This is a genomic window from Limnohabitans sp. 2KL-1 (genome assembly GCF_003063435.1).
Taxonomy (GTDB): Bacteria; Pseudomonadota; Gammaproteobacteria; order Burkholderiales; family Burkholderiaceae_C; genus Limnohabitans_A.
In genome coordinates, this window is sequence record NZ_NESL01000006.1 from 64,707 (window position 1) to 89,417 (window position 24,711).

The window sequence follows — 24,711 nt, forward strand, 5'->3', positions numbered from 1 at the left end:
ATCAGGCGGGCAAGGCTTCCAGATAAGACTCCCAGGCGTCCATGCTCACCTGGTGCCCGGCTTCGGCTTGGGTGCCCCAAAGTTCGGTGCTGTCAAACACCACGGTGTACAGGTGCTCGGCGGTGCCGTCAAAAGGCGGCAGCATCTTGCTCACATGCCGGTCGGGCAGGATGTGGCTGCCGTGGTGCAGCACCACGGTGCCGACATGGCCCCGCACGTACCGCGGCAACCGGGTGTGGCCCTGGGGGTTCAAATTCAGGGCGCGTACGCGCTGGCCCACGGCAAAGCGCGGCGCTTGGGTGCTGGGCCGGTCGGCGGGGCTGCCTTGGGCCAGTGCGGCATCAACCTCGGCAGCTTTCAACACGCGCACGTTGTTCACGGCCGGCGTGAGCGGCTGACCCAAGGCCAGTTCTTCGGCGGTGATCAGGCCGCGCTCAATCAGCATGTTTTGCAGCGCCTTGAGCCAGATGGCGTAGTAAGGTCCCTGGATGTAGTCCAGCGGGGGCAGGGACTCGCGTGCCGAGCGGGCCAGGTCGATGTTCCACAGGCCGCTGGCGCCCATGGCCACCGTCACGCCCAATGCGCGGCGCTCCCACTCGCCATGAAACAGCGGTTCGTTGGCCTCGATGCGAACCGGGCCGTAGCCTTGCAGGCCGCCCATGTCGTGCAGGCCGTTCATGGGGCCTCCTTGGGTTTCGACTCAGGGTTCAAAGGCAGTCCGGTGCCGATCATCGAATCGCGGGTGACCAGTTGGGCCAGTTGCTCCTGGCTCCAGCCCTCGGTGCCAGCGGGGCGCTCGGGCAGCACCAGGTAGCGCACTTCGGCGGTGGAGTCCCAGACGCGGATGTTTTGCCCCGGCGGCAGGGTCACGCCAAAGTCGGCCAGCACGGCACGCGGCTCGATCACGGCGCGCGAGCGGTAAGCCGCGCTTTTGTACCAGACCGGGGGCAGGCCCAGCACGGGCCAGGGGTAGCAGCTGCACAGCGTGCAGACCACCATGTTGTGGGTGTCCGGGGTGTTGGCCACGGCCACCATGTGCTCGCCCTGGCGGCCGGTGTAGTCCATCGAGGCGATGGCGGCGGTGGCGTCTTGCAGCAGCCAGTCCCGAAAAGCCGGATCGGCCCAGGCGCGGGCCACCACTTTGGCGCCGTTGTGTGGACCCACATGCACCTCGTAGGTTTCGATGATGCGGTCCACGGCAGCGGGGTCGAGGTAGCCTTTTTGCGTCAGCAGGGTTTCCAGGGCGCGTACCCGCACGTCCATTTCGCCCAGGGTGCTGTGATCGTGGTCATGTCCGCTGTCATGGTGCATGGCATCTCCTGCTGTGCCTGAGGCCTTGCGGTTCAGGGTTTGTACGGTGTTGGGGCCCGTTTTCATGGGCTGACCGTGGTGGAAAAGGGCTTTCAATCGGCATCATAGCGCCGCATACAATGGCGGCTTCGTTCGCGTGGCGCAGCTTTTGCGTCACGATAAATCCCGAATCTGTCTTTTTGTGGAGTGTCCATGTTCATTTCTTCCGCTTTCGCCCAAACCGCTCCTGCAGCAGCCGCTGGTGGCGACATGCAGTCCACCCTGATGAGCATGTTGCCTTTGCTCCTGATGTTTGCGGTGCTGTATTTCGTCATGATCCGCCCTCAAATGAAAAAGCAAAAAGAGCACCGCGCCATGATCGACGCGTTGGCCAAAGGCGACGAGGTGGTCACGGCGGGTGGTTTGTTGGGCAAGGTCAGCAAGATCGGTGACGCCTACATTGGCGTGGAGCTGGCCACAGGCGTGGAAGTCCAGTTGCAGCGCAGCGCTGTGGTCCAGGTGTTGCCCAAAGGCACCTTGAAGTAATCCATCCAGACCTTTTCCATGGGGCCTTGGCCATGGCTGGCCCCGTTTTTCATCCTGCACGCGAGTCTTTATGAACCGTTACCCGGTCTGGAAGTACGCGATCATCGTGATCGCATTGTTGCTGGGGGTGGTTTACACACTGCCCAACTTCTTTGGTGAGGCCCCTGCCGTGCAGGTGTCTTCGGGCAAGGCCACCATCAAGGTGGACACGTCCACGCTGCAAAAGGTCGAAGATGCCCTCAAGGCGGCAGGCACCATGCCCCAAAGTGTGGCGCTCGAAGGCGGCTCGATCCGTGCACGATTCGAGAGCACCGACCAGCAGCTCAAGGCCAAAGACGCCATCCAGAAAGCCTTGATCCCGGATGCCGCAGACCCGCAATTTGTGGTGGCGCTGAATCTGGTGTCGCGCTCGCCGGCCTGGCTGACCGCCCTGCATGCATCGCCGATGTACCTGGGCCTGGATTTGCGCGGGGGTGTGCACTTCATGCTGCAAGTGGACATGCAGGCGGCGCTGAACCAGCGCCTGGAGTCGCTCACAGGAGACTTGCGCAGTGCATTGCGCGAGAAAGACATTCGCCATGGCGGTATTGCCCGCAATGGCCAGAACATCGAAATCCGTTTGCGTGACGCGCAGCAGCAAGACGCTGCTAAGCGTCTGGTCACCGACCAGTTTGCCGATATGCAAACGCGTGAAGTGAACAATGGCACCGAATTCAGCCTGGTGGTCAGCATCAAGCCCGAAGCGGGCCGCAAGGTGCAGGAGCAGGCCCTCAAGCAGAACATCACCACGCTGCACAACCGCATCAACGAACTCGGCGTGGCCGAGCCGGTCATCCAGCAGCAAGGGCTGGACCGCATCGTCGTGCAGCTGCCAGGCGTGCAGGACACGGCCAAGGCCAAGGACATTCTGGGGCGCACCGCCACGCTGGAAGTGCGCATGGTGGACGAAAGCACCGAAGCGCGTGCCGCCGAACAGGGCGGTGGCATGGTGCCGTTTGGCACCGAACGCTATCTGGAACGCGATGGCCGCCCCCTGATCGTCAAGAAACAAGTGGTGTTGACGGGCGACAACCTGACCGATGCCCAGCCGGGTTTTGACAGCCAGACCCAGGAGCCCGTGGTCAACCTGACGCTCGACGCCAAGGGTGCCCGCATCTTCAAGGATGTGACCCGCGACAACGTCGGCAAGCGCATGGCCATCATCTTGTTTGAAAAGGGCAAGGGCGAAGTGGTGACTGCGCCTGTGATCCGCGCCGAAATCGGTGGCGGCCGTGTGCAGATTTCCGGTCGCATGACCACGGCCGAGGCCAACGACACCGCGCTGCTGCTGCGTGCCGGTTCGCTGGCTGCGCCCATGGAGATCATCGAAGAGCGCACCATCGGCCCGAGCCTGGGTGCCGAGAACATCGCCAAGGGCTTCAACAGCGTGACCTGGGGTTTCCTGGTGATCGTGGCTTTCATGGTGGTTTATTACGCCATGTTCGGGCTGTTCTCCGGTATCGCGCTGGGCGTGAACCTGCTGTTCCTGGTGGCCATCTTGTCCATGTTGCAAGCGACCTTGACCCTGCCCGGCATGGCCGCGATGGCGCTGGCGCTGGGTATGGCGATTGACTCGAACGTGCTGATCAACGAGCGCGTGCGTGAAGAGCTGCGCAACGGCGTGAGCCCGCAAGCAGCCATCCACGCCGGTTACGACCGTGCCTGGGCCACGATTTTTGACTCCAACATCACGACGCTGATCGCGGGCGTGGCCTTGTTGGCCTTTGGTTCCGGTCCGGTGCGCGGCTTTGCGGTGGTGCACTGCATCGGCATTTTGACGAGTATGTTCTCGGCCGTGTTCTTCTCGCGTGGCCTGGTCAACCTTTGGTACGGTGGCAAGAAGAAACTCAAATCGGTGTCGATCGGCACCGTGTGGCGGCCCGAGCCGGGCACTGCGGTGAAAGCGGACTGAAGGGAACGGATCATGGAATTATTCAAAATCAAAAAAGACATCCCGTTCATGAAGCACGCGTTGGTCTTCAACGCGATTTCCTTCATCACCTTTGCACTGGCGGTGTTTTTCCTCTTCAGCCGTGGCCTGCACCTGTCGGTGGAGTTCACGGGCGGCACCTTGATGGAAGTGAGCTACAGCCAGCCCGCAGACCTGCAAAAGGTGCGCGGCACAGTGGCTACGCTCGGGTTCAGCGAAGTGCAGGTGCAAAACTTCGGCTCGGCACGCGATGTGATGATCCGTTTGCCTGCGCAAAAGGGCGTGAGTTCGGCGCAGCAAAGCGATAAGGTGTTGGCTGCCCTGAAGGCCGACAGCCCCGATGTCACATTGCGCCGCACCGAATTCGTTGGCCCGCAAGTGGGTGACGAGCTGGCCGAAGACGGCCTCAAAGCCTTGGGCTTTGTGGTGCTGGGCATCATGATTTACTTGGCCATTCGCTTCGAGTGGAAGTTCGCCGTCTCGGCCATCATCGCCAACTTGCATGACGTGATCATCATTTTGGGATTTTTTGCCTTCTTCCAGTGGGAATTCTCATTGGCGGTGTTGGCAGCCGTCCTGGCGGTGCTGGGTTATTCGGTCAACGAGTCGGTGGTGATTTTTGACCGGATTCGCGAAAACTTCCGCCGCTACCGCAAGATGAACACGGTGGAGATCATCGACAACGCGATCACCTCGACCATCAGCCGCACCATCATCACCCACGGCTCGACCCAGATCATGGTGCTGTCGATGTTGCTGTTTGGTGGCGAGACCTTGCACTACTTCGCCATGGCGCTGACCATCGGCATTTTGTTCGGCATTTACTCGTCGGTCTTCGTGGCGGCGGCCATTGCCATGTGGTTGGGCATTCAGCGCGAAGACCTGATCAAGCCCGTCAAGAAAGACAACGACCCGACCGATGAGAATTCGGGCGCGGTGGTCTGAAACCTCGTCAGTCCCACAAGGGCACCTTTGGGTGCCCTTTGTCTTTCGGGTGCCCTTTGTATGGGTGGCCTGCAGTCGGCGCTTCATGGCCCACACTGACGTGGGTTGTGGGGCATCTCGCGGCTGAAGCCACGGACCTATGCCCTACCGACCCGTTGAAACAAGCCCCCAGGCAAGCGGCCCACCTGGCCCATCAGTTCCAGCTCCAGCAGCTGGGCTTGCAGCTGGGCGGTGGGCCAGCCGCAGCGCGCTTGCAGGGCGTCCAGATTCACCGGGTCGTGTCCCATGGCGCTGAGCAAAGCGTCTTCGGGGGCGTCTTCGGCCGTCATCCCGGCGCCTGAGGTTGCCAGTGCCAGCGGCACTTGCGCGAACGGGTCCGGCAGGCGCAGCTCCTCCAGCACATCTTGCGTCGATTCCACCAGTTTGGCCCCTTGCTTGATCAGTGCATGACAGCCTTTGGACTGGGGCGAGTGGATGGAGCCCGGAATGGCCATCACATCGCGCCCTTGCTCCAGTGCTTGTTTGGCGGTGATCAGCGAGCCCGATTGCAATGCGGCTTCGACCACCAGGGTGGCTTGTGACAAGCCTGAAATCAGCCGATTGCGGCGCGGAAAATTGGGGGCCAGCGGCGGCGTGCCCAGTGGGTATTCGCTGAGGATCAGGCCTCGTTGGGCGATCTGGTGTGCCAGATCGCGGTGCTGGCGCGGGTAGACCCGGTCAAGCCCCGTGCCGACGATGGCGATGGTGGGCAGAGGGTGTGCGCCTGCGCCCAGCAAGGCCCCTTCGTGCGCCGCACCGTCCACGCCCAGCGCCAGGCCCGAGACGATGGTCAGGCCACTGGCGGCCAGGCCGCAGGCGAAATCGCGGGCATTGATCGCGCCTTGTGGTGTGGGGTTGCGGCTGCCCACGATGGCCAGGGCGGTGGATGGGGTCAGCGTGGGCAACTGCTGTGTCCGGCCGATGGCGTACAGCATCAGCGGTGGGTCGGGGATGTTCAGCAAGGCGGTCGGGTAGTGGTCATCGCCCAGGGTCACCAGCGCGTGGTCTGGTGCTTGTAACCATTGGCGGGTATCCTCCAACAAGGCTGGCCAGCCATCGGGAACGGCCATCAGGGCCCGCGCTTGTGCGGGTTGGACCACTTGGCGCAGCGCGCTTTCGCTTTGTTGGAACACGGCTTGTGCCGAACCCCAGGCCGCCAGCAAGCGGCGCATGGTTTCGTTGCCTACGCCCTGGGTCAGCGAGAGTCTCAGCCACGCCCCCAACTCCTCATCGGTTTGCACCATTTGGGTCTCCCTGTGCGGCCTTGGGGCCGTCGAGCTGCCATTGTGGGTCAAAGGCGGGCATGCGCCAAGGGCCTTTGGCCGTATGCGGAGCCCGGCTTGTCACTGCTGTCGTGCTTTATTGCGGGCTTGTCCGGCGGGTTTGCGCAAAGCGCGTCCGAATTGGGGACAATACAGGCCTGATTTCTTTCCGTTCGAGACAACATGGCCCTGCTCCCCATCCTTTGCTACCCCGACCCTCGCCTGCACAAGGTGGCCCAGCCCGTGCAGACGGTGGACGCCCGCGTGCACGCCCTGATCGACGACATGCTGGAGACCATGTACGAAGCGGGCGGCATTGGCCTGGCGGCTACACAGATCGATGTGCACGAGCGTTTGGTGGTGATCGACGCCTCCGAAGATCGCAACCAGCCCATGGTGCTGATCAACCCCGAGATCACCTGGATGAACGACGAGCGCGTCAAGGGCGAAGAAGGCTGCTTGTCGGTGCCTGGCATTTACGACGGCGTGGAGCGCGCCACGAAAGTCAAAGTGACGGCCTTGGACCGCGATGGCCAAAGCCGCAGCATCGAGGCCGAGGGCATGCTGGCCATTTGCATCCAGCATGAGCTGGACCACCTGATGGGCAAGGTGTTTGTGGAGTACCTCTCGCCCCTCAAGCAAGGCCGCATCAAGACCAAAATGGTCAAAGCCCAAAAAGCCGGGCGCTGAAGCCGCTTGGAAGTACCACTGATGCGTTTGATTTTTGCGGGCACGCCCGAATTTGCCCAGGTGGCCCTGGTCGCCTTGCACGCCGCAGGCCATGAGATCGTGCTGGTGCTGACACAGCCCGACCGCCCAGCCGGGCGCGGCATGAAACTGCAGCCTTCACCCGTCAAACAATGGGCTTTGGACCATGCTGTGCCCGTGGCCCAGCCGCGCAGCCTGCGCTTGGACGGCAAATACCCCGAAGACGCCGCCGCAGCCCGCCAGACCCTGCTGGACGCAAAACTCGACCAAAAAGCCGACGCCATGATCGTGGCGGCTTACGGTCTGATCCTGCCCCAATGGGTGCTGGACTTGCCGCCCAAGGGTTGCCTGAACATCCACGCTTCTTTGTTGCCCCGCTGGCGCGGTGCGGCCCCGATCCACCGCGCCATCGAAGCGGGCGACATGCAAACCGGCATCACCATCATGCAGATGGACGCTGGCCTGGACACGGGCGACATGCTGCTGGTATTGCCGTGCACCATTGCGCCTGATGACACCACCGCCGTGCTGCACGACCGCCTGGCCGACCTGGGCGGGCAAGCCATCGTGCAGGCACTGGCCAGTTTGGACAGCTTGCCTCGTCAGCCGCAGCCCTTGGAGGGCGTGAATTACGCACACAAGATCGACAAAGCCGAAGCTGCGCTCGACTGGGCCTTGAGCGCCGAAGTGTTGGCGCGGCGCATCCGGGCCTTTGACCCGTTTCCGGGCATGACCGTGCCGCTGGCCACCGCCTCCGGTGTGGAAACCCTCAAGCTCTGGCAAGCCGTGGCCGAAGCCGCCGTGCAGACTGCCGCGCCGGGCACCGTGCTCAGCGCCGATGCGTCTGGCGTGCGTGTGGCCTGTGGTGAGGGTCAGCTGTGCTTGACGCAGTTGCAGCGCCCGGGGGGCAAACGCCTCGGCGCGGCCGACTTTTTGCGCGGTTGCCCTTTGCAGCCGGGTCAGCGATTGGTGGCCTGATGTTTTTCCGGCCCACGCTCTACCGCCGCGCCGAGTTCTGGCAAGGCCTGCGCGACCTGGCCCCGCAAGCGCCCGGCGTGGCGGCTTGGGGCCTGATGACCGGTGTGGCCATGGTCAAGTCGGGCATGAGCGTGTTCGAGGCCGTGGCCATGACCATGTTGGTGTTCGCGGGCAGCTCACAATTGGCAGCCATTCCACTCTTGGTGGCCGGGGCCCCGGCTTGGGTGATTTTGGCGACCGGGTTTTGCGTGAACCTGCGTTTTGTCGTGTTCAGTCTGCACCTGCGGCCGTATCTGATGCACCTGCCGCGCTGGCAGCGCATGTGTCATGGCTATTTCACCGCCGACATCACCTATGTGTTGTTCACTCGCCATTACCCGCACCCTGCCACCACCGACGCCGAGCGCACAGGGCAAGAGGCCTATCTGGCGGGCAACTATTTCCTCAACTGGTGCAGCTGGATCGTGGCCAGTTTGCTGGGCGTGGGCCTGGCCAACCTGATCCCGCCCGCGTGGGGCTTGGGCTTTGCGGGCATCCTGTGCCTGCTGGGCATCCAGTGCTCGCTGGCCAGCTCGCGCATGCGCATCCTCTCTGCGGTGGTGGCGGGTGGGGCCGCAGTGATCGCTTACAACCTGCCGCTCAAACTCAACATCGTGGTGGCGATCGCCGTGGCGGTGATCCTCTGCCTCACGGTGGAAAAGATCCGGCCTGCACCCAAGGTGGCCGCATGAACGGCACCGATCTGTGGTCTTTGGCGGTGATCGTGGGCCTGGCCGTGGTCACGGTGGCGGCGCGCAGTTTCTTTTTCATCTCCAGCCAATCCTGGCAGCTGCCCCATTGGGCCCAGCGTGGCCTGCAATACGCGCCCATTGCCGCGTTGTCGGCGGTGGTCATCCCCGAAATCATCACCGTGCAGGGCGAACTGGTCAGTACCTGGCAGGACGCTCGACTCTATGCGGCCATCGCTGGAGTGGTTGCTTACTTTTGGCGACGTGATGTGCTGATCACTATTTTGGGTGGCATGGCGGTGTATTTGCCCTTGCATCTGGGGTGGGGTTGGTAAGTTCACGCGGGTCTTGTTCCGCGTTCGTATCCATTTCTGCGTCAGCCGAAGTCAGTCGGGGCTTTTAAAATCGATGTGAATCGATCCATCCACTTACCCTCACACCATGAACGTCATCCGTTTTTCCGACCTGTGCGCCCAGGGCAAAGCCCAAAACCAGCGCGTTTTCATCCGTGCCGACCTGAACGTGCCACAAGCCGACGACGGCAGCATCACCGAAGACACCCGCGTGCGCGCCAGCGTGCCCTGCATCCAGATGGCACTGGATGCAGGTGCCGCCGTGATGGTGACCAGCCACCTGGGCCGCCCCACCGAGGGCGAGTTCAAACCCGAAGACTCGCTGGCCCCGGTGGCAAAGCGCCTGAGCGAACTGCTCGGCCGTGATGTTCCGTTGGTCGCCAACTGGGTAGGCTCAGAAGGCAACGCCAGCGTTGCGGGCGTGACCGTGGCCCCCGGCCAGGTCGTGCTGCTCGAAAACTGCCGCGTGAACAAGGGCGAGAAGAAGAACAACGAAGAGCTGGCCCGCAAGATGGCCCAGCTTTGCGACATTTATGTGAACGACGCCTTTGGCACCGCCCACCGTGCCGAAGGCACCACCTACGGCATCGCCCAGTTCGCGCCGATTGCTTGTGCAGGCCCCTTGCTGGCCGCCGAGATCGATGCGATTGGCAAGGCCCTGGCCAACCCTAAGCGTCCACTGGCGGCCATCGTGGCGGGCTCCAAGGTCAGCACCAAACTGACCATCTTGAAGAGCCTGTCGCAAAACGTGGATCAGCTGATTGTGGGCGGCGGTATTGCCAACACTTTCATGCTGGCGGCGGGTCTGAACATCGGCAAAAGCCTGGTCGAAGCCGATCTGGTGGGCGAGGCCAAAGCGGTGATCGAGGCCATGAAGGCTCGCGGAGCCGACGTGCCGATTCCGACCGATGTGGTCACGGCCAAGACGTTTGCGGCAGATGCTGTGGCCACCGTCAAAAAAGCCACTGAAGTGGAAGACGACGACATGATTCTGGACATTGGCCCTGAGACGGCCGCCAGACTGGCCGCCCAGCTCAAGCAGGCAGGCACCATTGTCTGGAACGGTCCGGTCGGCGTGTTCGAGTTTGCCGCTTTTGAAAACGGCACCAAGGTCATCGCCCAGGCGATTGCCGAGTCCAGCGCGTTCAGCATCGCAGGCGGTGGCGACACGCTGGCCGCGATTGCCAAATACGGCATTGAAAAGCAGGTCGGCTACATCTCTACGGGCGGTGGTGCTTTCCTTGAAATTCTGGAAGGCAAGACCTTGCCTGCGTTCGAGATCCTGGCCAAACGCGCTGCGGGTTGAAGATGAAAAGTCGTGGCTGAAGCCGCCGACCTGAGGTCTGGCTTGGAGGTCGGTGGCTTCAGCCCCGACTTGCGTGGCACCTTATCCCGTCATTGCGAGCGAAGCGTGGCCAACCAGTGGCACCGCTCGCACAAGCCCTGCGGCTGAACCTACCGTCAAGACTGGATTGCCGCGCTTCACTCGCAATGACGGCTTCGTTGTATGGCCGCGCTTTGCTCGCTGTGACGGAAAAGCTGTCCAGCGCACGCTGTGTGCCCCCAACAAAAAACCCCGCATCGCGGGGTTTTTTGTTGGTCAGGGCAAAGACCCTGTTCAGGCCTGCGCTGCCGCTGGCAGGTTGCCGCGCACTGGGCTGGTCATGTTGCCCTTGAAGTCGGTCCAGCATTCGCGGGTGAAATCGTACATCTTGCAGTTTTTGGCGGTCTCGAAGTACCACCTCCAAGAGAACGGCTGCACGATGATGCGGCCGGGCAGCATTTCTTCGAGCTTGGATTGCGCTTGCTTCAATCGGTACAGCGGGATGCTCATGTCCACATGGTGGGCGGTGTGCTCCATGATGTGGTGCATCAGCGCGCCGATGTTGAACGGGAAAGTCAGGTGCACCGTGGTCGATACGAAAGGCGCGGCCTTGGTCCAGGCGGCCTTGTTGTCGTGCCAGGAGACCTTGACGTGGGTGTGGTGCACATAGACCACGAAGCCGATCATGCTGTTCCAAAAGAAGAAGGGCACCACAAAACCCAGCAGCAGCGACAGCCAGACCGACTGGCCTGTGTACACGGCAGCTGCAGCGATGGTGGCGATCCAGAAGGCAGCAAACACCGTGACCAGCGAACTGTCCTTGAAGAAGATCGGGCGTCGCGTGGGCATGTGGGTCTTGTTGGGGAAGAACTCGCGTTTCCACCAAATTTCGATCATGTAATACAGGCCCGGTGCCCAGCCGCTGCGGTAAGCGCGCTCCAGCAGCTTTTGCAGGGGCGAGAGGGCTTCAAACTCGGCGGCCGTCAGGGGTGTCCAGACGAAGTCGACGCCCTTGAGGTTGGTGTAGCCGTGGTGCACCACGTTGTGGCCGGTGTCCCACAGGCTGTAGGGCGTGAGCGAGGGCAAAAACGCGATGCGGCCCAGCACCTTGTTGAGTTCGCGGCGCGGTGTCAGGCTCTGGTGGCACGCGTCGTGGCCGATGATGAACAAACGGCCAATGACGAAGCCGGCAGCCAAGCCACACAGCAGTTTGGCCCAGACGGCGTCGAAGACGATGGTGCCTGCGATCAGACTGAAAAACAGGGCGTAGTCCAGGATCAGGAGCAGGAAAGCCCGCAAGGTGCTGCGTTCGGACAAGGGGATCAGCCACTCGCGCAAAGTCTTGCGGTGCGGCAGGGGTTGGTCCAGTGGAATGGGCTGGTCAGTGGTCGGTGTGTGCAATGCAGTCATGACGCTTCAATGTAAATCGCTCAGGCGCAAGTTTAGTCGGCCTGACACTTCCTTGGCCTGACAAGGATCAATCCAGTGCCTTGACAGGGGCAAATGGGTCTATGCCCTGAATTCTTTAGGATGCTTATTGTGAGCTTTTGCGCGGATCAACCGGCAGGTGTTTGCCGAAAGAACCGGGTATGTAACCGATTCCGTGTGAAAATTGAAACCAAGTTACAAGGAGACCATTGAATGCCCCGACGCGCCACCAAAATCGTTGCCACCCTAGGCCCTGCTTCCAGCGATCCTGCCCTGCTTGAGGCCATGATCCGTGCCGGCGTCAATGTGGTGCGACTGAATTTCAGCCACGGCAAGGCGCAAGACCATGTGGACCGCGCCCGTCTGGTGCGCGAAGCTTCGCAACGCGCTGGCCGCGAAGTGGCCATCATGGCCGACCTGCAAGGCCCCAAGATCCGCGTGGGCAAGTTTGCCGAAGGCAAAGTCATGCTGGAGCCCGGTGCAGCCTTTGTGCTGGACGCCTCGCGCACCGAACCGGGTGACCTCGAGGGCGTGGGCCTGGACTACAAAGAACTGCCCCGTGACGTGAAAGCCGGTGATGTGCTGCTGCTCAACGACGGACTGATCGTGCTCACCGTCAACGCCGTCAAGGGCGAACAGGTGCACACCACCGTCAAGCTCGGCGGCGAGCTGTCCAACAACAAGGGCATCAACAAGCAAGGCGGTGGCCTGACGGCCCCGGCGCTGACCGCCAAGGACATGGACGACATCAAGACCGCGATGAGCTTGCGCGCCGACTACGTGGCGGTGAGCTTCCCTAAAAACGCCACCGACATGGAAATGGCCCGCCAGCTGTGCAATGTGGCGGGGGCCGAATACGGCCACAAGCCCGGCCTGATCGCCAAGATTGAGCGCGCAGAAGCCATTCCGCACCTCGAAGCCATCCTCAAAGCCAGCGACGGCATCATGGTGGCCCGGGGTGATTTGGCCGTGGAAGTGGGCAACGCCGCCGTTCCCGCCCTGCAAAAACGCATGATCAAGCTGGCCAAGGTGCACGACAAGGTCGTCATCACCGCCACCCAGATGATGGAAAGCATGATCACCAACCCGGTGCCCACGCGTGCCGAAGTGTCCGACGTGGCCAACGCTGTGCTCGACGGCACCGACGCCGTGATGCTGAGCGCCGAGACGGCCGCAGGCAAATACCCACTGGAGACCGTGGAAGAAATGGCCAAGATTTGCGCGGCCGCTGAAAGCGCCGAAGACCCGGCTTTGGACGCGGACTTCAAAGGCCAGATGTTCAGTCGCATTGACCAGTCCATCGCCATGGGCGCGCTGTTCACCGCCCATCACCTAGGCGCCAAAGCCATCGTGGCCTTGACCGAATCGGGCTCCACCGCCTTGTGGATGAGCCGTCACCGCGTACACATCCCGATTTACGCACTGACCACCAAACTGACATCCCAGCGCAAGATGGCGCTTTACCGCAACGTGCGCCCCCTGTTGATGGACACCAGCGCCGACCGCGACACCGCCTTGGCCGAAGCCGAAGCGCACCTGAAAAGCCGCAACATCGTGGGCACGGGCGATGTGTACGCCATCACCTGCGGTGAGCCCATGGGTTCGCCGGGCGGCACCAACATGCTCAAGATTTGCAAAGTCGCTTGAGTGGGCCTGCCAAGGGGCCAAGCGCCTGCTCGGTAGAGGGGCGCTGCGTGTTGCGCAGCCTGACCTGAGGCCGGCCAGGCCGGCCGCAGGGGCTCAACCCGGTTTCATGGGGGTGCCGCAGTAGCCCCCTGTTGGCCATTGGCGTCGCTTCCGGCAACTTCGTTGGCGGCGTAAAATCCTGAGCAGTTACAAGCCGGGTACAGCCCGGCCCACCAGAATCCTCAACTCTCCGGGAAATTACCACCATGGCACTCGTTTCAATGCGTGAACTGCTCGATCACGCCGCCGTCAACGGCTACGGCATTCCGGCCTTCAACGTCAACAACCTGGAGCAGGTCCAGGCTGTCATGACCGCGGCCGACGAAGTCGGTGCGCCAGTCATCCTGCAAGCGAGCGCGGGTGCCCGCAAGTACGCGGGCGAGCCTTTCATCAAGCACCTGATCCAGGCCGCCACCGAGCAGTGGCCCCACATCCCGCTGGTCATGCACCAGGACCACGGCCAGAGCCCTGCGGTCTGTCAGGGCGCGATCAACCTGGGGTTTTCTTCGGTCATGATGGATGGCTCCTTGTTGGAAGACGGCAAGACCCCGGCCGACTTTGCCTACAACGTGGATGTGACCCGCCGTGTGGTCGACATGGCCCACCAACTGGGCGTGTCGGTCGAGGGTGAACTGGGCTGCCTGGGCAACCTGGAAACCGGCGAAGCCGGCGAAGAAGATGGCATTGGCGCGGTGGGCAAGCTCGACCACAGCCAAATGTTGACCGACCCGGAAGAAGCCGCCCAGTTCGTGAAGGCCACCGGCTTGGATGCGTTGGCCATTGCGATTGGCACCAGCCATGGCGCGTACAAGTTCAGCCGCAAGCCCACGGGCGACATTCTGGCCATTTCGCGGGTCAAGGAGATCCACCTGCGCATCCCCAACACCCACTTGGTGATGCATGGCTCGTCCAGCGTGCCACAGGAGTTGCTGGCCATGATCAACCAGTACGGTGGCCAGATGAAGGAGACCTATGGCGTGCCCGTCGAGGAAATCCAGGAAGCCATCAAGCATGGCGTGCGCAAGATCAACATCGACACCGACATCCGCCTGGCCATGACGGCGGCCGTGCGCAAGTTCCTGGTGGAAAACCCCGACAAGTTCGACGCCCGCGAATGGCTCAAGCCCGCGCGCGAAGCGGCCAAGCAAATTTGCAAGCAGCGCTACCTGGAGTTTGGTTGCGAAGGACAGGCGTCCAAGATCAAGGGCGACAACTTGCAGGTGGTGGCAGCCCGCTACGCCCGGGGTGAGCTGGCCCAGGTGGTCCATTGATCCACGTGGCCTGCGGTGCTGAAAACAGGCCGCCGTCCCTGCGATAATCATGCCGAATGGCCCGTTGACTGTTCAACGGGCCTTTTTCTTTTTTGCTGTTGCCTGATTGTTTTGCCATGACCTCTGCACTCCACACCTCGGCCCTGACTTCCTTGCCCCTGCTGGCGCGCGGCAAGGTGCGTGACAACTACGCTGTGGGCGACGACCGAATCCTCATGGTGGCATCGGACCGGATCAGTGCGTTCGACGTGATCATGGGTGAGCCGATTCCGGGCAAGGGCGTGTTGCTGACGCAAATGGCCTTGTTCTGGTTTGACCAGCTTGGCCCCCAGGGGCTGAACATCTGCCCGATCCACCTGACGGGCGAGGCCCCGGAGGGTGTGGTCTCTGCGCAAGAGGTGCCCCAGGTCAAGGGCCGCTCCATGTTGGTCAAGCGCCTCCAACCCATCCCGGTCGAAGCGGTGGTGCGCGGTTATCTGGCGGGCAGCGGCTGGAAGGAATACCGGGAAAGTCAGGCCGTGTGTGGTGTGAAGTTGCCTTCAGGCCTGAAAAACGCCAGCCGACTGCCCGAGCCGATTTACACCCCCGCAGCCAAAGCAGCGGTGGGTGAGCACGACGAAAACATCACCTTTGAGCAAACCGTGGACATGATCGGTGCCGATTTGGCAGGCCGCATCCGCGACATCAGCATCCAGCTGTACAAGGCCGCACGCGACATCGCGGCTGCCAAAGGCATCATCATTGCCGACACCAAATTCGAGTTCGGTCTGGACGCCGACGGCACACTGGTGCTGATGGACGAAGTGCTGACGCCCGATTCGTCGCGTTACTGGCCCGCCGACAGTTATGTGGAAGGGGCCAACCCACCCAGCTACGACAAGCAGTTTCTGCGCGACTGGCTGGAGACCGCCCAGATCAATGGCAAGCCTTGGGACAAGACCCCACCCGCACCGCGCTTGCCGCGTGAGGTGATCGAGAAAACAGCCGCCAAGTACGAAGAGGCCATGAAAAAGCTGATGGCTTGAATGTCGCCGTTGTGGTGGCCGCCGGTTCTTGATGGCCCCCGGGCAAAGATGGGCCAAGGGCGGCCGGAAAGTGGTTTGTTCGTGCCCCGCGAGCCCTGGTCGGCAAGGGTGCGGAGCCAGCATTCCTTGTGGTGTCTGGCCCCCGCGTGCTCCGCCGTGTTTGGTGTGTGGCCTCAGTTGAGGGCCATGCTCAGCTTGCGCCGGTAGCTGGAGATCATGGCCAGCAGCGGGTCTTCGGCCACGGCCGCTTTGCCCATCAACTCAATGCCGCCCGCCGATTTGCCTGTAGCGTCTTGCGTTTTGGGTTTGGGCGGTGTCATCAGCTCCAGCAGGGCGACAAAGGTTTTGCGCGGGGCCTCGTCGTCCCATTTCTTGTCGCGCATGATGATTTCCAGCAACTCGTCCATGGCCGCTTCCCATTGGCCTACGGCAATCAAGAGGCGGCTTTTGGCAAAGCGGGTTTCAAAGTCGCGCTTGTTCTGGCCAATCAGTTCGTCAAATTGGGCCAGCTCCCATTGGCCACGGGGGTCGTTGGTCACGAATTCCAGGGCGTTGAGCCACTGGGTTTGGGCCTCAAAGCGCAGCGGCACCGGAATGCGGCCCATGGCCGGGGCCAGCAAGGCGGCGGCTTCGGCCAGTTCGCCCAGACCGATCAGCAGTTTGACCAGGTCAAAGCGGGCATCGTCGTTGCCGGGGTCGGTGGCCAGAGCCTGCTCCAGCGCGGCGCGGGCGCTGTGTTCGTCACCGGCTTGCAGGTGCTGCTGGGCCTCTTCGGCGGCCGCTTGGGCCTGCAGTTCTTCGGCGGCGGGCAGGTGCTTGTCCAGGAACTGCTTGATCTGACCTTCGGGCAAAGCGCCCATGAAACCATCGACCGGCTGGCCGTTTTTCAGTAAAACGCAGGTCGGAATGCTTTTGATGCCAAAGGCCTGGGCCAATTGCTGCTCTTCGTCGGAGTTGATTTTGACCAGCTTGAAGCGACCTTCGTAGGCGACCTCCACCTTTTCGAGGACGGGGCCGAGCGATTTGCAGGGGCCGCACCAAGGGGCCCAAAAGTCCACCAGCACGGGCGTGGTCATGGAGGCTTCAATCACCTCGGCTTCAAAATTTTGTATCGTGACGTCCATCATGGCGGGCAGTGTTCCGGGTTGTGTTTCGGCTACAGGTGAGGCGAAACCTTAAAATTCAAGATTGATCACGAAAAGCACCCAATGACTCAAGCGCTCATCGGCGTCGTCATGGGTTCCAGCTCCGACTGGGACACCATGCAGCACGCAGTCCAGATTCTCCAACAGTTTGGCATCCCCCACGACGCCCGCGTGGTTTCGGCCCACAGAATGCCCGACGATATGTTCGCCTATGCACAGAGCGCGGCCGAGCGCGGCCTGCAGGCCATCATCGCGGGCGCGGGCGGCGCGGCGCATTTGCCCGGCATGATCGCGGCCAAAACTGTGGTGCCGGTGCTGGGTGTGCCGGTGCAGACCAAGGCGCTGTCGGGTGTGGATTCGCTGCACAGCATTGTGCAAATGCCCAAGGGCGTGCCGGTGGCCACTTTTGCCATTGGCGCAGCCGGAGCGGCCAACGCCGCCCTGTTTGCGGTGGCCATGCTGGCCAACCACGATGCGTCGCTGCGCCAAAAGCTCGAAGCCTTCCGCGCCGAGCAAACTGCGGCTGCACGCGCCATGACACTCCCGCCCGTGGGTGCCGCATGAGCCGCGCGATTTTGCCGGGCTCCATGGTCAATGGCCAACCTGCCACTTTGGGCGTGATGGGTGGCGGCCAGCTGGGCCGCATGTTCGTCCACGCGGCGCAGGCCATGGGCTACTTCACGGCGGTGCTGGACCCCGATGCGGCCAGCCCGGCCGGGCGGGTCAGCCACCACCACATCCAGACCGATTACCTGGACGAGCAGGGCCTGGCGCAACTGATGCAACGCTGCGCCGCCATCACCACCGAGTTTGAAAACGTGCCCGCCCCCGCGCTGGTCACGTTGGGCGCTCACCGCCCGGTGGCCCCCGCTGCCGAATCGGTGGCGATTGCACAAGACCGTGCGGCTGAAAAAGCCCACTTTGTGCGTTGCGGCGTGCCGGTGGCACCGCACGCGATCATCGCCAAGCCTGAGCACTTGGCGGCCGTCAGCGATGACTTGTTGCCGGGTATTTTGAAGACCACCCGCATGGGCTACGACGGCAAAGGCCAGATCCGCGTCAAGACCCGTGAGGCATTGACCGCCGCCTGGGATCAGCTCAAAAACGTGCCTTGCGTGCTGGAAAAAATGCTGCCCCTGAAGGCCGAATGCTCGGTCATTGTGGCGCGTGGGGCCGATGGGCAGATGGTCAACTTCCCGGTGCAACTCAATTTGCACCGGGAAGGCATTTTGGCGGTGACCACGGTGCACGAAAGCGCCGTGCCTGCTGAGCTGGCGGCACAAGCCGTGGCCGCCACGCGTGCGATCGCTCAAGGTCTGCACTACGTGGGCGTGCTGTGCGTGGAGTTTTTCATCCTCGAAGGTGGCCAGCTGGTGGTCAACGAGATGGCCCCGCGCCCGCACAACAGCGGCCATTACACGATGAACGCCTGTGACCAGTCTCAGTTTGATTTGCAGGTGCGCACACTGGCGGGTTTGCCGCTCACGCAGCCGCGCCAGCATTCCAGCGCCATCATGCTCAATCTGTTGGGCGACCTGTGGCCTGCGCCCAGCGCTACAGGCAAAGGCCTGACCAGCCCCGACTGGAGCCAGGTGCTGGCGCTGCCGGGTACGCATTTGCACCTGTACGGCAAGTTGTCGGCCAGGCCCGGGCGCAAGATGGGGCACCTGAACATCACGGGTGCCACGCCTGAGGCCGTGCGCGGTACAGCGCTGCAAGCGGCGGCGCTGCTGGGCATCGAAGCGTTTTAAGGTTGGGCATGATCCTGAGCGCGAACGAAGCGGCCATCGCCCAAGCCGCGCAAGCCTTGCAGGGTGGCCAACTGGTCGGCCTGCCCACCGAGACGGTCTATGGCCTGGCGGCGAACGCGACCGATGACGCGGCGGTGGCGCAAATTTTTGTGGCCAAGGGCCGTCCCGCCGATCACCCGTTGATCGTGCATGTGGCCGGTGTTGCGCAAGTGCCCTTGTTTGCATCGCAGGTGCCCGAGTTCGCGCAGCGTTTGATGCAGGCTTTTTGGCCCGGACCGCTGACTTTGATCTTGCCGCGCCAAAGCGGTGTGGCCACGGCTTCGGCCGGGGGGCAAGACTCGATCGGTTTGCGCTGCCCCTCGCACCCGGTGGCGCAGGCCTTGTTGCGTGCTGGGCTGCCCCTGGGCGTGCTGGGCGTTTCGGCCCCCAGCGCCAACCGTTTTGGCCGGGTGAGCCCCACCAGCGCCGCGCATGTGCAGTCCGAGTTGGGCCCTGATTTGTTGATATTGGACGGCGGCGATTGCGAAGTCGGCATCGAGTCCACCATCATCGACTGCACACGCGGCGAGCCGGTGCTGCTGCGCCCGGGGCAGATCACGCGTGCGCAAATTGAGGCCGCTTGTGGCCGCGCCGTGCTGGACAAGGATGCGGTGACGCAGCCCGCACCCCGCGCCTCTGGCACCCTCGAATCACATTACGCGCCCCGCGCCAAGGTGCGGCTGATGTCGGCGCAGGACATCGCCCACAGGCTGCAAGCCTTGGGGCCGCATGCCAACAACTTGGGCATCTGGTCTGCCCAACGCCCAGAAGATGGAGCGGGCCTGGGGGCGGGCGTGGTGTGGCGCGAACAGCCCGTCACAGCCGAGCAAGCGGCGCACGACCTGTTCGGTGTGCTGCGGGATCTGGACGCCCGGGCCGTGACGCAGATCTGGGTGCAGCTGCCGCCCGACACGCCCGAGTGGGAAGGCGTGCGGGATCGTTTGCAACGGGCGGCTGCGTGATCCGCATATTTTGAAAAAAAACCAGGCCCGCAGTGAGCGGGCCTGGTTTTGCGCTGGGACGGTTGATTATTTCACGCTGTCAAACAGTGCTTTGGCCTGCTGGTGGCAGAACGGTGGCTCGTACGTCCCGTGGTAAGCGGCGTAATACGAGGCGGGACTGGCGTTCAGCACCTCACCGTAAACGTACCGAATGGTTGCATCAACGTCCACCGAGCTGACGTTGGTCAGGTTTTTGGCATCGAATGCGGCTTTCATCACGGTTTGGTGGACGGCCGGTGGCACGGTCGGGTCACCGCTGCCGCCGCACAGCAGGACTTTGGACTTGGGCGTCCAGTCGAGCAGGTCGTTTTTCTTGGCCGCCAGATAGACGGGGTTTTGCGGATTGGTCGCAATGTCCGCAGCAAAGGCGGGCTGGAACAAGGCATCGCGTGCCTGGTTGGGCGTCTCGCCGTTCATGCCGGGCAATTTCCCGCTGCCGACCAAGGTGGCATAGGTCAGTGTGGGGTTGGGCAATAGGGTTTCGATCCAGTCTGAGTACGGGGTCTGGAAAGCGGTTTTCACGTCGCTGTACAGCGTGCCGTAGATTTTTTGCCAAGCGGTCACCAGGTAAGGCACGAAGAACTGGTAACCCGCAATGGCCTCGGTCAATTTCATGGAGCCCGACAGGTTGTAAGGGCCTGCCAGGTGTGCACCGGCCACCACCTGGATTTCGCCGGGCAGATTTTTTTCGATTTCGCGGTGCGCGGCCATCGAGGCGTGGCCCCCTTGCGAGTAGCCCGTCAGCATGACCTTGCCATTGAGGCTGCCGCCCATGGCGACGGCGGCATGGCGTGCCGCCCGGATCGAGTCGATGACCGAGGTGGCTTCGGAGTCGGCATGCAGGTAAGGGTGGAAGCTGTAATTGGATTTGGCAAAACCCAAGTAGTCGGTGGCCACCACCGCATAGCCTTGTCCAGCGTACATGGCCGCCAGCAAGCCTGTTTCACTGTCCTGCGGGTTGGCCAGTGTGCGGGGTTTTTGGACGTCGGTGCCCTTGGCGTAGGCCACCAAGGGCGCAGCCGCCGTGCAATCGGTGCCCGTGGGCAGGAGCAAAACACCTGAGGCATTGGTGCTTTCGCCTTTGACGCCTGGGGTCACATAGTTCAATGAAATCACTTTGACATCGCACTTGGCTTGACCGCTGAGGCCGACCAAGGGGCCGGCATTGAGTTGCGCTTTGGTCAGTGTGGTCAGCAACACGGGTGTTTCGACCAAGGAGCCCAGTGGGGTATCGCTGCCGCCGCAAGCAGCCAACAGCGCAACGCCCAGAATTGAAATGCCGTACTTCATTGTTTTCATGCCTTGTCTCCAGTGATTGAAAAAGAACGGGCGTTCTTTTTCAATGACTTTATAGGTGCCGGGCAGTTCAAGCCATGGGGTATATACCGATGTATTTCAAGGTCTCGCAGCCCTCATCGGTAACGCAGCTTCATCACCAGAATCATCAGTGCCAAACTGGTGGTGATGGTGTTGGCGATGATGATCGGCCAGGCCACCAGCAAGATGCCATAGACCAGCCACAGGGCCACGCCTGCAGTGAACAGGCTGTACATGCCCAGCGAGATGCCGCTCACGTCGCGGGTGCGAAAGGTCTGCCAGGCTTGCGGAATGAAGCTGGCGGTGGTCAGGAAGGCGGCCAAAGAGCCGACCCAGTCGATGAGGTTCATGTGGGGAAGTCCCTGCGTGTGCGGGTGTCGTGTGTTCAACGTGCTGCACTGCGTTGTGCGGTCTTGCGTTCTGGGGTGTTGGGTGGCCGACGGCTGGCGGTGCTCGCGTCCAAGTCGCGCACGGTCCATTCGAGCAGCTGGTCCAGCGCGGCCCGGGCCTGGTGCGCGTTGGGGTGGTGCAGCACGGCCACCAGGGTGTAGCGCTGGCCGCTTTGCCCCTGCACATAACCGGCCACCGAGGCCACGTCGCGCAGGGAACCGGTTTTCAGCCAGGCGTTGCCGATCACGGGCGACTGTGGGCTGCGGTCTTTGAGGCGGGCAGCGGTGCCGTCCACCCCGGCGATGGCCAGCGAGTCGACAAAATGCCGGGCGTGCGGGCTGGCGTGCGCGGCCTGCAGCAAGGCCGTGAGGGCCTGCGCGGTGCTGCGCTCGGTGCGCGACAGGCCCGAGCCGTTGTCCAGCACCGGCTCGTCAACTCCGGCAAAGCCTTGACGCCACCATTGCGACAGCCGCAAGCGCGATGCCTCCAAGCGCCCGGGTGCGCCCAGCTCGCTCGACAGCGTGAGGTACAGCTGCTGGGCCATCACGTTGTTCGAAAATTTGTTGATGTCCTGGATGATCGCGGACAGGGGCAGGGACGGTGCTTCCAGCAGCAGCTTGGCCGAGGCCGGGCGTGTGCCGTAGCGCACTTGTCCTGTGAGCTGCCCGCCCGCGCCCAGCCAAAGTGCCTGCATAACGCGCGGCGCATACGCTTCGGGCTCGGGGTAGGCCACGGGCCATTCGCGCTCGCCGCAGCTGGCGGGGTAGCGGCCCGCAAAGCGCACTTGCTGGGCTTGGCTGAAGTCGGCCTGCAACTGGCGACGCCAGTCGCTGCAAGGGGCTTGGCTCAGCGGCAGTTGCGTGGGTGCCGATAAACCGGCCAGTGGCGGCTCAAAGCGCACCTGCACCAGTCCGCTGGCGGTATCGGGTGTGAACTTGTAGACCACGGCCTTGAAGTTGAGCAGCAGCCCGTCCGGCCCCACGTTGTAAGGGCGCAGGGGCTCGTCGTCGAAGGGCTCGCTGCGCTCGCGCACGTCGAACACGCTGCGGTCAAGCACGATGTCACCGCGCACCTCGCGCACGCCCGCCGCCCGGACCTGGGCCAGCAGGTCCTGCAGGCGCTCGACCACCAGCTTGGGGTCGCCGCTGCCGCGCACGATCAGGCTGCCGTGCAGCACGCCATCGCGCACAGGGCCATCGGTGTACACCTGATTGCGCCAAACGTGGTCGGGCCCCAACAGGCTCAAGCCGGCGTAGGTGGTGAACAGCTTCATGACCGACGCGGGGTTCACGCTGGCTTGCGCGTGGTGCGACAAGTGGCGGGGCCAGGCTTTGGCAGCCGCAGTGCCATCGGGCAAGGGGGTGATCTGCACGCTCAGGGCCGAAGGCGGGACCTTCGCCTGACGCAGGGTGTGGATCACCTCCAGCGGCAAATCGGTCTGGGCGCGCCCTGATGGGGCTTGGGGGGCGGGGATGTCCACGCTCTGGCCGCTGGCGGGCCCTGCCAAGGCACCGCCCAAGGCCAGCGCCGACAGCAGTGGCCAACCGCACACGCCTGTCCGCCAGATGGCCCAGGCTGCAGGCAAGAGCAGGGACCTCACGGCCGTGGGTAAAGCGTTGGCGGGCGCCCTGAGGGCATGGGTCGAATGGCAGGTCAAAAAATGGCGCAATGCGCGGAGCGGGCTCATCGGGCAAGTCTAACGGGCAGAGTCCGCAGCGGCGGGGCCGTATGATCCGGGCCATGCGATTTTCTTCAAAAACTGTGGGTCTGGTTTCGGCCGCCATCACGGTGCTCATCTGGACCGGTTTCATTGTCGTTGCGCGCGCCTCAGCGTCCCGGGGGTTGTTGCCTCTGGACATTGCGCTGACCCGCATTCTGGGGGCCAGCAGCATCTTGTTGCCTTGGGCTTGGTGGCTGATGCGCTCTGCACGGCAGGCAGGACAGAAGGTCGGTTCGTTGGGCGGTTTGTCTCCCTTGCCGTTGGTTCCGACCGTGCAGGTCGGCTTTTTAGGTGGCTTGCTGTACGCGGTGCTGGCCTACACAGGCTTCTTTTACGCACCCGCCACGCACGCCTCGGTGTTGATGCCCGGCAGCTTGCCTTTGTGGACCACTTTGCTGGCCTGGCTGGTGTTGCGTGAAAACGTGTCTTCGGCCCGCGCTCTGGGCTTGGGCTTCATTGTGTTGGGCGATGTGTTGGTGGGCGGCGCGAGCTTGCTCATGGCTTTTGACGGGGGCGAGGTCTGGAAGGGCGATTTGCTGTTCATGGCGGCGGCTTGCTGTTGGGCGGGATACAGCGTGATGGTGCGTCGGGGCGGTCTGGATGCGGTCCGCGCGACCATGGCCATCACCGCCTTTGCTTTTGTGGGTTTTGTGCCGGTGTACCTGGTCTTGATCGGCGTGGGGGCGTTGCCCACCCACTTGCTGTTGGTGCCATGGACCGAGATCTTGTTTCAGGCGCTGTTTCAGGGTGTGGGCTCGGTCGTCATCTCGGGCATCACGTTCACGCAGATGGTGCGCCATTACGGCCCGGTTCGCTCGACCATGATCACGGCGCTGGTGCCGGGCTTGTCGGCGCTGGGTGCAGTCTGGTTTTTGGGTGAGCCCATGCACTGGAATTTGTGGGCCGGGCTGGCGCTGGTGACGAGCGGCATCTTGTTTGGTGTGCGCCAGGCGCCAAAGCCTGTGGCTCAGGCGGCTTTTCCAGCGGGCCCTGTCGAGGCCGGAGGAAAGCCATGAGCACCACCCCCGGGCAGCGCTGGCTGGCCTTTGACACCAGCACCGACGTGCTGTCGTTGGCCGCAGCGCGCGGCGAACGGCTTTGGACACAAACCCTGCCCGGTGGCGCGCAGGCCTCGAGTGGCCTGATTCCGGCAGTGCTGGCCCTGCTGGCCGAGGCCGACATGCCGCTGGCTTCGCTGGACGCCATCGTGTTCGGCCGTGGCCCGGGCTCATTCACCGGCTTGCGCACCGCGTGCGCCGTGGCACAGGGCCTGGCTTTTGGCGCAGACGTGCCGGTTTTGCCCGTCGACACCTTGCTGGCCGTGGCCGAAGAGGCGCGTTGGACGCAAGTGCAGGCGGGTGTGACGGCACCCGATGCCGAGCTGACTGTGCTGGCCTTGCTGGACGCCCGCATGGACGAGGTGTACAGCGCTGCTTACCGCTGGGTGCAGGGGCAGTGGTCAGGTCACGGGGCTTGGCAGGAAGCCGCACCCTTGCGGGTCGGCGCGCCCGAAAGTGTCGCGATGCCGACGGGCCAGCGCGTGCTGCAGGCGGGCAACGCGTTTGCGGCTTATGGCGAGCGTTTGCCGCCCCATGGCTTGCGGTGCGAGGCCTTGCCCACAGCCGCCGCCTTGCTGCGCCTGGCCCCCGCCTTGTGGGCGCAAGGCCTGGCCGTGCCGGCCGAGCAGGCCATGCCGCTGTACATCCGCGACAAGGTGGCCAACACCACCGCCGAGCGCGAGGCCATGAAGGCCGAGGCCCTGCAGGCCAAGGCCGCCGCGCAGCCATGAGTTCGGT

24 protein-coding genes are annotated in these 24,711 nt (G+C 63.1%); 16 read left to right on the forward strand and 8 right to left on the reverse strand.

Features of this window, described 5'->3' with window-relative positions; genetic code table 11:
* Position 1 precedes the first annotated feature (1 nt).
* On the reverse strand, positions 2 to 679 hold the full coding sequence (gene nthB, locus B9Z47_RS13085; protein WP_108331681.1) for a nitrile hydratase subunit beta: 678 nt from the start codon (positions 677 to 679) through the stop codon (positions 2 to 4).
* On the reverse strand, positions 676 to 1,311 hold the full coding sequence (gene nthA / locus B9Z47_RS13090; RefSeq protein WP_108331767.1) for a nitrile hydratase subunit alpha: 636 nt from the start codon (positions 1,309 to 1,311) through the stop codon (positions 676 to 678). Before nthA ends, nthB begins: the two co-directional genes overlap by 4 nt.
* Positions 1,312 to 1,503: 192 nt before the next feature.
* On the opposite strand from nthA, the gene yajC reads away from it, so the two are divergent.
* The 3 genes from yajC (at position 1,504) to secF (ending at position 4,750) form a co-directional block, all read left to right on the forward strand.
* Positions 1,504 to 1,836: a preprotein translocase subunit YajC gene (gene yajC, locus B9Z47_RS13095; protein WP_108331682.1), complete on the forward strand. Its 333-nt coding sequence runs from the start codon at positions 1,504 to 1,506 to the stop codon at positions 1,834 to 1,836.
* 70 nt (positions 1,837 to 1,906) lie between these two features.
* Complete coding sequence (secD, locus tag B9Z47_RS13100; protein WP_108331683.1) at positions 1,907 to 3,787, forward strand: protein translocase subunit SecD; 1,881 nt, start codon at positions 1,907 to 1,909, stop codon at positions 3,785 to 3,787.
* Between the two features lie 12 nt (positions 3,788 to 3,799).
* Positions 3,800 to 4,750 carry a protein translocase subunit SecF gene (secF, locus tag B9Z47_RS13105; protein WP_108331684.1) on the forward strand — a complete coding sequence of 317 codons (951 nt, stop codon included), beginning with the start codon at positions 3,800 to 3,802 and terminating at the stop codon, positions 4,748 to 4,750.
* Between the two features lie 137 nt (positions 4,751 to 4,887).
* Here the strand turns inward: secF and dprA are convergent, their stop codons facing one another.
* Positions 4,888 to 6,033 (reverse strand): DNA-processing protein DprA, encoded by a 1,146-nt coding sequence (gene dprA / locus B9Z47_RS13110; protein WP_108331685.1) that lies wholly within the window; start codon positions 6,031 to 6,033, stop codon positions 4,888 to 4,890.
* A 201-nt stretch (positions 6,034 to 6,234) separates the two neighbouring features.
* On the opposite strand from dprA, the gene def reads away from it, so the two are divergent.
* The 5 genes from def (at position 6,235) to B9Z47_RS13135 (ending at position 10,124) form a co-directional block, all read left to right on the forward strand.
* Positions 6,235 to 6,741: a peptide deformylase gene (gene def, locus B9Z47_RS13115; protein ID WP_108331686.1), complete on the forward strand. Its 507-nt coding sequence runs from the start codon at positions 6,235 to 6,237 to the stop codon at positions 6,739 to 6,741.
* Between the two features lie 21 nt (positions 6,742 to 6,762).
* Positions 6,763 to 7,737, forward strand: coding sequence for a methionyl-tRNA formyltransferase (fmt, locus tag B9Z47_RS13120; protein WP_108331687.1), 975 nt, complete (start codon positions 6,763 to 6,765; stop codon positions 7,735 to 7,737).
* Positions 7,737 to 8,468 (forward strand): AzlC family ABC transporter permease, encoded by a 732-nt coding sequence (locus tag B9Z47_RS13125; protein ID WP_108331688.1) that lies wholly within the window; start codon positions 7,737 to 7,739, stop codon positions 8,466 to 8,468. The genes fmt and B9Z47_RS13125 overlap by 1 nt, the downstream gene beginning before the upstream one ends.
* Positions 8,465 to 8,800: an AzlD domain-containing protein gene (locus B9Z47_RS13130; protein ID WP_108331689.1), complete on the forward strand. Its 336-nt coding sequence runs from the start codon at positions 8,465 to 8,467 to the stop codon at positions 8,798 to 8,800. The genes B9Z47_RS13125 and B9Z47_RS13130 overlap by 4 nt, the downstream gene beginning before the upstream one ends.
* Positions 8,801 to 8,906: 106 nt before the next feature.
* The gene (locus B9Z47_RS13135) at positions 8,907 to 10,124 is read left to right on the forward strand and encodes a phosphoglycerate kinase (protein ID WP_108331690.1); all 1,218 of its coding nucleotides are present in this window, start codon (positions 8,907 to 8,909) and stop codon (positions 10,122 to 10,124) included.
* Positions 10,125 to 10,436: 312 nt separating this feature from the next.
* Here B9Z47_RS13135 and B9Z47_RS13140 read toward each other — a convergent pair whose 3' ends face one another.
* Positions 10,437 to 11,552 carry a fatty acid desaturase gene (locus B9Z47_RS13140; RefSeq protein ID WP_108331691.1) on the reverse strand — a complete coding sequence of 372 codons (1,116 nt, stop codon included), beginning with the start codon at positions 11,550 to 11,552 and terminating at the stop codon, positions 10,437 to 10,439.
* Positions 11,553 to 11,783: 231 nt separating this feature from the next.
* Between B9Z47_RS13140 and pyk the strand changes: the two genes are divergently transcribed.
* From pyk to B9Z47_RS13155, 3 genes are all read left to right on the forward strand, one after another.
* Positions 11,784 to 13,217, forward strand: a complete 1,434-nt coding sequence (gene pyk / locus B9Z47_RS13145; protein WP_108331692.1) for a pyruvate kinase — start codon at positions 11,784 to 11,786, stop codon at positions 13,215 to 13,217.
* Between the two features lie 245 nt (positions 13,218 to 13,462).
* Positions 13,463 to 14,527: a class II fructose-bisphosphate aldolase gene (gene fba / locus B9Z47_RS13150; protein WP_108331693.1), complete on the forward strand. Its 1,065-nt coding sequence runs from the start codon at positions 13,463 to 13,465 to the stop codon at positions 14,525 to 14,527.
* 116 nt (positions 14,528 to 14,643) lie between these two features.
* On the forward strand, positions 14,644 to 15,552 hold the full coding sequence (locus B9Z47_RS13155) for a phosphoribosylaminoimidazolesuccinocarboxamide synthase (protein ID WP_108331694.1): 909 nt from the start codon (positions 14,644 to 14,646) through the stop codon (positions 15,550 to 15,552).
* A gap of 173 nt (positions 15,553 to 15,725) precedes the next feature.
* Here the strand turns inward: B9Z47_RS13155 and trxA are convergent, their stop codons facing one another.
* Positions 15,726 to 16,679, reverse strand: coding sequence for a thioredoxin (trxA, locus tag B9Z47_RS13160; RefSeq protein WP_108331695.1), 954 nt, complete (start codon positions 16,677 to 16,679; stop codon positions 15,726 to 15,728).
* Between the two features lie 81 nt (positions 16,680 to 16,760).
* Here trxA and purE point away from each other — a divergent pair, with 81 nt between their 5' ends.
* Genes purE through B9Z47_RS13175 form a run of 3 tightly spaced genes read left to right on the forward strand, consistent with a single transcriptional unit; the run spans position 16,761 to position 19,449 of the window.
* Positions 16,761 to 17,261 carry a 5-(carboxyamino)imidazole ribonucleotide mutase gene (gene purE, locus B9Z47_RS13165; RefSeq protein ID WP_108331696.1) on the forward strand — a complete coding sequence of 167 codons (501 nt, stop codon included), beginning with the start codon at positions 16,761 to 16,763 and terminating at the stop codon, positions 17,259 to 17,261.
* Positions 17,258 to 18,448 (forward strand): 5-(carboxyamino)imidazole ribonucleotide synthase, encoded by a 1,191-nt coding sequence (locus B9Z47_RS13170; RefSeq protein WP_108331697.1) that lies wholly within the window; start codon positions 17,258 to 17,260, stop codon positions 18,446 to 18,448. Before purE ends, B9Z47_RS13170 begins: the two co-directional genes overlap by 4 nt.
* 8 nt (positions 18,449 to 18,456) lie before the next feature.
* Positions 18,457 to 19,449: an L-threonylcarbamoyladenylate synthase gene (locus tag B9Z47_RS13175; protein ID WP_108331698.1), complete on the forward strand. Its 993-nt coding sequence runs from the start codon at positions 18,457 to 18,459 to the stop codon at positions 19,447 to 19,449.
* Positions 19,450 to 19,515: 66 nt separating this feature from the next.
* Here B9Z47_RS13175 and B9Z47_RS13180 read toward each other — a convergent pair whose 3' ends face one another.
* From B9Z47_RS13180 to dacB, 3 genes are all read right to left on the reverse strand, one after another.
* Entirely contained in the window at positions 19,516 to 20,787 is a 1,272-nt protein-coding gene (locus B9Z47_RS13180; RefSeq protein ID WP_108331699.1) for a lipase family protein, read from the reverse strand.
* Positions 20,788 to 20,900: 113 nt separating this feature from the next.
* On the reverse strand, positions 20,901 to 21,155 hold the full coding sequence (locus B9Z47_RS13185) for a SemiSWEET transporter (RefSeq protein ID WP_108331700.1): 255 nt from the start codon (positions 21,153 to 21,155) through the stop codon (positions 20,901 to 20,903).
* A 35-nt stretch (positions 21,156 to 21,190) separates the two neighbouring features.
* Positions 21,191 to 22,882, reverse strand: coding sequence for a D-alanyl-D-alanine carboxypeptidase/D-alanyl-D-alanine-endopeptidase (gene dacB / locus B9Z47_RS13190; RefSeq protein ID WP_233253796.1), 1,692 nt, complete (start codon positions 22,880 to 22,882; stop codon positions 21,191 to 21,193).
* Positions 22,883 to 22,935: 53 nt separating this feature from the next.
* Here dacB and B9Z47_RS13195 point away from each other — a divergent pair, with 53 nt between their 5' ends.
* Together B9Z47_RS13195 and tsaB are read left to right on the forward strand one after the other, a co-directional pair.
* Positions 22,936 to 23,931 (forward strand): DMT family transporter, encoded by a 996-nt coding sequence (locus tag B9Z47_RS13195; protein WP_108331701.1) that lies wholly within the window; start codon positions 22,936 to 22,938, stop codon positions 23,929 to 23,931.
* Positions 23,928 to 24,704, forward strand: a complete 777-nt coding sequence (tsaB, locus tag B9Z47_RS13200) for a tRNA (adenosine(37)-N6)-threonylcarbamoyltransferase complex dimerization subunit type 1 TsaB (RefSeq protein ID WP_108331702.1) — start codon at positions 23,928 to 23,930, stop codon at positions 24,702 to 24,704. The genes B9Z47_RS13195 and tsaB overlap by 4 nt, the downstream gene beginning before the upstream one ends.
* The last annotated feature ends 7 nt before the right edge of the window (positions 24,705 to 24,711 follow it).